Origin of the sequence: Melaminivora sp. (assembly GCF_032059615.1) — a bacterium.
In the GTDB taxonomy this organism is placed as follows: domain Bacteria; phylum Pseudomonadota; class Gammaproteobacteria; order Burkholderiales; family Burkholderiaceae_C; genus Melaminivora.
This window is the reverse complement of sequence record NZ_DAMCAM010000097.1, coordinates 1-6,343: the sequence shown is the minus strand read 5'-3', so window position 1 is coordinate 6,343 and position 6,343 is coordinate 1. Positions and strand designations below refer to the sequence as shown.

Below are 6,343 nucleotides of genomic sequence, written 5' to 3'. Positions count from 1 at the left end.
CGCCGGTGGCAAAGTCCAGGCTGCCCGTGGGCTCGTCGGCCAGCAGCACGGCCGGCTGCACCACGAAGGCACGCGCCAGCGCCACGCGCTGCTGCTCGCCGCCGGACAGCAGCCTGGGGTAGTGCCCCAGGCGTGCGCCCAGGCCCACGCGGGCCAGCATGTCGGTCGCGCGCCGGCGCGCGTCGCGCAGGCCCGCCAGCTCCAGCGGCAGCATCACGTTCTCCAGCGCCGTGAGGTGCGCCATGAGCTGAAAGCTCTGGAACACGAAGCCCACCTGGCGCGCGCGCAGCGCGGCGCGGCGGTCCTCGTCCAGCGCGAACAGGTCCTGTCCGGCCAGCAGCACCGTGCCGCGCGTGGGCGTGTCCAGGCCGGCCAGCAGCGACAGCAGCGTGCTCTTGCCCGAGCCCGAGGCGCCCACGATGGCCAGCGTCTGGCACGCCGGCAGGGTGAAATGGATGTCCTGCAGAATGTCCAGCGTGCCGCCCGAATCGGTCACGGATTTGTACAGGTGCCGCACCTCGACGAGGGGCGGCGCGGCGGGTTCGCGGGGCGGCTGGGACATGCAGATCAGGGAAGGAATGCGGTGAACAACGACAGACGGACGACTCGGCGCGACTGTATCGCGGCGGCGGCTGCCGCCCTGCTGGGCGCCGCCCTGCCCTCTCGGGCGCAGTCGGCAAAAGGCTCTGGCGCACCCGTCATCCTGGTCGTGGGCGACTCGCTCAGCGCCGAATACGGCCTGGCGCGCGGCACGGGCTGGGTGACCCTGCTGGAACAGCGCCTGGACGCCGAGCGCATCGGTGCCCGCGTGATCAACGCCAGCATCAGCGGCGACACCACCGCCGGGGGCCTGGCCCGCCTGCCCGCGCTGCTGCAGAGCCACCGGCCCACGCACGTCATCGTGGAGCTGGGCGGCAACGACGCCCTGCGCGGCCTGCCGTTGGTCGGCACCGAGCGCAACCTCTCGCAGATAGTGCAGCTGGCGCAGCAGGCGGGCACGCGGGTGCTGCTTGTGGGCATGCAGATCCCGCCCAACTTCGGCGCCGACTATGCGCGCCGCTTCTCCGCCGTGTTCGAGACCGTGGCCCGCCAGCGCAAGGCCGCCCTGGTGCCGTTCTTCCTGCAGGGCGTGGCCGACGGCCCGGACCCGACGCGGCTGTTCCAGCCCGACCGCATCCACCCCACGGCCCAGGCCCAGCCGCTGATGCTGGACAACGTCTGGCCGCATCTGCAGCCCCTGCTGCGCTGAAAAGGGCGCCTGCCGGCGCGACCGGCCTGCGCGCTCAAGGCCTGTTTGTCTCCACCGGCGGCTCAGGCGCCGCCAGCGCCGCGCGGTAGGCATGCCAGGTGGCGTGGCCCAGCAGCGGCCCGGTCAGCAGCAGCCCCGCGCCCCAGAGCCACAACGACACGGCCACCAGCAGCGTGATCAGCGCGCCCCACAGCAGCATCACGCCGGGGTTGTCCAGCACCATGCGCATGCTGGTGAGGGCAGCCGTCAGGGCGTCGGTGTCGCGGTCCAGGATCATGGGAATGGCCACCGCGGTGAACGAGAACACCAGCGCCGCGAACAGCCCGCCGACGGCCGCGTAGGCCATGACGAACTGCCAGTTCTGCGGGTTGAACACGGCCTGCACCACGCCCGTGGTGGACGGCATGCCGGTGTTGAAAAACACGGCGAAGACCACCAGCGACGCCCGGCCCCAGAGCAGCTCCAGCACGATGAGCACCAGCACCAGCATGGCCATGCTGCCCATGTGGCTGTCCCAGCAGGTCAGCGATTGGCCCAGGCTGGGCGGCAGGCCGGCCTCGCGCCGGCGGCTGGCCTCATACAGGCCCATGGCCAGGAAGGGCCCGACCAGCAGGCAGCCGCTGGCCAGCGACATGGTGTATTCGGGCTGCGCGCGAAAAACCCAGCCCAGCAGCAGCGCCATGGCCCAGAAGCACAGGCCGTAGAACAGCGCAATGCCGGGCGCGTGCAGCAGGTCGGAGGCGCCGCGGGCCAGCCATTCGAAGGGCTGGCGCCAATGCAGCGGGCGCAGCTGGGTGGCCGGTGCGGCCGCAGGGGCACGGGGGGCGGTCGAGTCCATCATGGCGCGGGGCCGCGGTTGCGGCGGCAGTGGATGACGCAGCCACCTTAAAGCCCCGGCCGTTGCCCGGCATCCAGGTAATCACCCATCCCGGTCGCGCCGGGGCCGCTCAGGGGTTACCGAATGCGTACGCCAGCGCCTGCTCAAGGTCGGCGCGCAGGTCATCGACCGCCTCCAGCCCCACGCACAGGCGCACCACCGTGCCGTCGGCCAGCTGTGGCGTGGGCCGCGCGCGCATGGAGCGCAGCTCGTACGGCACGACCAGACTCATGGGCCCGCCCCAGCTGAAGCCCAGGCGAAACAGTTTCAGGCGGTCGCAGAAGGCATCGACCCGCTCCTGGCCGTGGCGCGCGTCGAAGACCACGCTGAACAGCCCGGCGGCCAGTCCCTCGCCGCCCGCAGAGCCGCCGCACAGCGCGCGCCAGTGCTCGTGGCCAGGCGAGCCTTCGAGCGCCGGGTGCAGCACCTGGGCCACCGCCGGCTGCTGCACCAGCCAGCGCGCCAGCTCGCGCGCGGCCCGGTCGTGGGCGCGGTAGCGCAGCTCCAGGCTGGGCAGCGAGCGCAGCACGGCTTCGACGTCGTTGGCGCCCACGCCCACGCCCAGGCGCATGTGCGTGGCCTTCAGGCGCTGGTGCAATGCCTCGTCGCGCGTGGTGATGCTGCCCATGAGCACGTCGCCACCGCCGCTGGGGTATTTGGTGAGCGCGTGCACGGAGATGTCCACCCCGAGGCTGGCATCGCCCAGCAGGTCGAAGGGTGCAAAGGCCAGGCCCGCGCCCCAGGTGTTGTCCAGCGCGCTTAGCACGCCGCGCTCGCGGCAGGCGCGCACCTGTGCGACCAGGTCGGGGAATTCGAAGGTGACCGAGCCCGGCGCCTCCAGCCACACCAGGCGGGTGCCCTCGCCGATGCGGCGCTCCAGGTCCTGCACGTCGAGCGGGTCGAAGCACTGGTGCGTGATACCGTACTGCGCCAGCTCGCCCTCGGCCAGGGTTCTATTCGGGCCGTAGGCGTTGTCGGGGATCAGCACCTCGTCGCCCTGGCGCAGCAGCGACAGCGCCACCGTGGAGATGGCCGCGAGCCCGCTGGGCGCCAGCAGGCACTGCTGGCCACCCTCGAGGGTGGCGATGCGCTCTTCGAGCCGGAAGGTGGTGGGCGTGCCGTGCAAGCCGTAGGTGTAGCCGCCTCTGTCCTTCCAGCTGCGCCCGCGCAGCGCGGCAACGCTCGGGAAAAACACGGTCGAGGCCTTGTGTACCGCCGGCTGCGGCGCCTCGAACCCCGCAGGGGGGGTGTAGTCGTGGTGGACAAGCCGGGTGGGCAAGGAGAGGGGCTGCTGGCTCATCGGCGCATGGTAGCGCCCGCAGGCCCCTTCCCTGCCGTGTCACGAACCCGGCGTGATGTTCAGGTTGTTGACCACACGGCCCACGCCATCGACGCCGCGCGCGATCTGCGTGGCGCGCTCACGGGCCTGTTCGTTCTTGACGGGACCGCTCAGCGTCACCACGCCGTCCTTGGTGTCCACGTCGATACGGATGGCGCTCAACTCGGCATCCTTGGCCAGTCCGGCGTTCACACGGGCGGTGATGCCGGCGTCCTCCACGGCGCCCTTGGCGTTGGCCGTGACCTCGCGCGTTTCAGCCTTCAGGTTTTCGCCTGCCTCGCGCATGCGCTCGCCAGCGTCGCGCGACGCCTCCTCGGTGCGCACCTTGGCATCATGGGCCGACTCCTTGATGTCCGCCCTGGCCTCGCGCGCTGCTTCCTCGGTGCGCAGCTTGGCGTCCTGCGCCGCCTGCTCGGTCCGGTCGATGGCCGAGTCCAGCTTCTGGCCGGCCGTGCGGTCGTCGTTCTTGTTGCATGCAGCCAAGCCCATGGCCAGGACGGTGGCCGTGGCCAGTGCTGCGGCACGCCATGCGGGGGCTGGCCTGGAAGGGATGCTGTTCATGGTTGTTCTCCTTGCGTTGGACATGCCCGGAACTGTAAAAACGCCCGCACCGTGGGTGCGGTGGGAGAGCGCTGAAACACCGGTAGGACAAGGGCAGCTGCCACGGCAGGCGCGGCCCGGCCGCGTGACAATGCCCCCCATGACTCTTGCGCTCCTGCGTCGCTGGTTCCCCTTCCTGGGCTGGCCCCGGCCCTCGGCCGAGCTGCTGCGCGGCGAGTTCTGGGCCGGCATGACCGTGGGCCTGATGCTGGTGCCCCAGGGCGTGGCCTATGCCCACCTGGCAGGCATGCCGCTGGTGACCGGCATCTACGCCTCGCTGGTGCCGGCGCTGGTCGCCGTGCTGTGGAGCTCGTCCACCCGCCTGGGCGTGGGCCCCACGGCGCTGACCAGCCTCTTGATAGGCGCCTCGCTCACCGGCCTGGCCGAGCCCGGCAGCGCCCAGTGGGTGCGCCTGGCCGCGTGGATGGCCATCCTGGCCGGGCTGGTGCAGCTCACGCTGGGCGTGGTGCGCTTTGGCTGGCTGCTCAACCTGGTGACGTCTCCCGTGCTGGGCAGCTTCACGCAGGCCGCGGCCATCCTGATCCTCTTGTCACAACTACCCGCGCTGCTGGGCCTGCGCACCACCTGGCTGGCACTGTGGGACGCGCCGTCGCTGCACCACTTCGACCTGCGCGCCATGGCCTTCGGCCTGGGCAGCCTGGCGCTGCTGGTGCTGGCGCGGCGCTGGCGCCCGGGCTTTCCAGCGGCCATCGTGGTGATCGCGCTGGCGGCCTTCACCAGCTGGGCCATGGGTCTGGCGGACGCCGGCGGCGCCGTGGTCGGCCCGGTGCCCGCCGGGCTGCCGTCGCTGTACCTGCCCGAATGGCTGGCCTGGGGTGAGCTGCAGGAGCTGGCCCTGCCAGCGCTGGTGGTGATGCTGGTGAGCTTTCTGGAGACGGCCTCGAGCGCCAAGGTCGAGCACAGCCGCGGCGGCACGCGCTGGAACGAGAACCAGGACCTGATCGCCCACGGCATGGCCAAGGTCAGCGCCGGCCTGTGCGGCAGCTTTGCCACCAGCGCCTCGTTCTCGCGCTCGGCCATCAACCTGTACGCGGGCGCCAGGAGCGGCTGGGCCACGCTCTTTGCCCTGCTGCTGGTGCTGGCCACGCTGCTGTGGCTCACGCCGGCGCTCTACCACGTGCCGCAGGCGGTGCTGGCGGCGGTGGTGGTCACGGCCATCACCAGCCTGATCCGCCCCATGGGCATGCTCAAGCTGTGGCCGGTCTCGCGGGTCGAGACCGTGATCGGCCTGGTCACCTTCGCGCTGACGCTGGCCAGCGCGCCGCGACTGTACTGGGGCGTGCTGGTGGGGCTGGTGCTCAACCTGTCGCACTTCCTCTACCAGCGCCTGCACCCGCGCATCATCGAGGTCGGCCTGCACCCGGACGGCAGCCTGCGCGACCGCCACCTGTGGCAGCTCGCGCCGCTGGCTCCGGGCGTGCTGGCGCTGCGCATGGACGCCGAGCTGGACTTCGCCTCGGCCAGCGCCCTGGAGCGGCGTGTGGCCGACGAGCTGGCGGCGCGCCCCGAGATCGACACTCTGTGCCTGTTCGCCCTGCCCATCAACCGCATCGATGTGACCGGCGTCGAGGCCTTCAGCCGCCTGTTCGCCTTGGTCAGCGGGCGCGGCGGGCATCTGGTGGTGGCGGGCCTGAAACTGCCGGTGCAGCGCACGCTGGAGTGCGCCGGTGCCCTGCCCGAGAGCCCCAACCTGCACATCCACCGCACCGACGCGGAGGCTATCGCCGCGCTGCAGGCAGCCCGCCCGGCGCCGGAGCCCGCGGTGGCGCACTGATACACTTGCCGGTCATTTCCGCCTCACTTCGTGTCCACTTCCGCGATCTCTGCCCCCGTTCACCTGCGAGACCTGCAACTGACCACGGCGCACGCGCTGGTGGCCCAGGCGCTGGGGCCTCAGGCCCGGCTGCACGACAAAACGCCCCGTGACTATCTGCAGACCCTGCTCGACGGGCTGTGCGACCTGTCGCTGAAGGACCCGCTGACCGGACTGTCCAACCGCCGCCACCTGCAGAACGTACTGGAGAGCGAGCTCGACCGCGTGGCCCGCTCGGGCGAGGCGGCGCTGCTGCTGATGCTGGACATCGACCGCTTCAAATACGTCAACGACGCGCATGGCCACAGCGTCGGCGACCAAGTGCTCAAGTCGGTGGCGCGCACGCTGGAAGAATGCCTGCGCCCCATGGACAGCCTGGCGCGCTGGGGCGGCGAGGAGTTCGCCATCGTCCTGCCCGCCTGCCAGTTCGGCTTCGGCCGCGTG

Annotated in this window: 7 protein-coding genes; 3 read left to right on the top strand and 4 right to left on the bottom strand. The window is 71.4% G+C overall.

Features of this window, described 5'->3' with window-relative positions; all coding sequences use genetic code 11:
- Nucleotides 1–562: ABC transporter ATP-binding protein (locus RT051_RS14220; protein WP_313077662.1), on the bottom strand; the 562-nt coding region annotated here is incomplete at its 3' end.
- 21 nt (nucleotides 563–583) lie between these two features.
- On the opposite strand from RT051_RS14220, the gene RT051_RS14215 reads away from it, so the two are divergent.
- Nucleotides 584–1,249 carry an arylesterase gene (locus tag RT051_RS14215; protein ID WP_409520611.1) on the top strand — a complete coding sequence of 222 codons (666 nt, stop codon included), beginning with the start codon at nucleotides 584–586 and terminating at the stop codon, nucleotides 1,247–1,249.
- 34 nt (nucleotides 1,250–1,283) lie between these two features.
- Here RT051_RS14215 and RT051_RS14210 read toward each other — a convergent pair whose 3' ends face one another.
- The 3 genes from RT051_RS14210 to RT051_RS14200 form a co-directional block, all read right to left on the bottom strand.
- Nucleotides 1,284–2,090, bottom strand: a complete 807-nt coding sequence (locus RT051_RS14210; RefSeq protein ID WP_313077660.1) for a DUF2189 domain-containing protein — start codon at nucleotides 2,088–2,090, stop codon at nucleotides 1,284–1,286.
- 106 nt (nucleotides 2,091–2,196) lie between these two features.
- The gene (locus RT051_RS14205) at nucleotides 2,197–3,426 is read right to left on the bottom strand and encodes a PLP-dependent transferase (RefSeq protein ID WP_313077659.1); all 1,230 of its coding nucleotides are present in this window, start codon (nucleotides 3,424–3,426) and stop codon (nucleotides 2,197–2,199) included.
- Between the two features lie 39 nt (nucleotides 3,427–3,465).
- Nucleotides 3,466–4,026: a BON domain-containing protein gene (locus RT051_RS14200; RefSeq protein WP_313077658.1), complete on the bottom strand. Its 561-nt coding sequence runs from the start codon at nucleotides 4,024–4,026 to the stop codon at nucleotides 3,466–3,468.
- A gap of 139 nt (nucleotides 4,027–4,165) precedes the next feature.
- Here RT051_RS14200 and RT051_RS14195 point away from each other — a divergent pair, with 139 nt between their 5' ends.
- Nucleotides 4,166–5,860: a SulP family inorganic anion transporter gene (locus RT051_RS14195; protein ID WP_313077657.1), complete on the top strand. Its 1,695-nt coding sequence runs from the start codon at nucleotides 4,166–4,168 to the stop codon at nucleotides 5,858–5,860.
- 30 nt (nucleotides 5,861–5,890) lie between these two features.
- On the top strand, nucleotides 5,891–6,343 hold a 453-nt coding region (locus RT051_RS14190), incomplete at its 3' end, for a GGDEF domain-containing protein (RefSeq protein WP_313077656.1).

Excerpts from the sequence above, each read along its gene's own strand:
- RT051_RS14210 (WP_313077660.1), bottom strand. The coding sequence starts at position 2,090 with ATGATGGACTCGACCGCCCCCCGTGCCCCTGCGGCCGCACCGGCCACC.
- RT051_RS14205 (WP_313077659.1), bottom strand. The coding sequence starts at position 3,426 with ATGAGCCAGCAGCCCCTCTCCTTGCCCACCCGGCTTGTCCACCACGAC.
- RT051_RS14200 (WP_313077658.1), bottom strand. The coding sequence starts at position 4,026 with ATGAACAGCATCCCTTCCAGGCCAGCCCCCGCATGGCGTGCCGCAGCA.
- RT051_RS14195 (WP_313077657.1), top strand. The coding sequence starts at position 4,166 with ATGACTCTTGCGCTCCTGCGTCGCTGGTTCCCCTTCCTGGGCTGGCCC.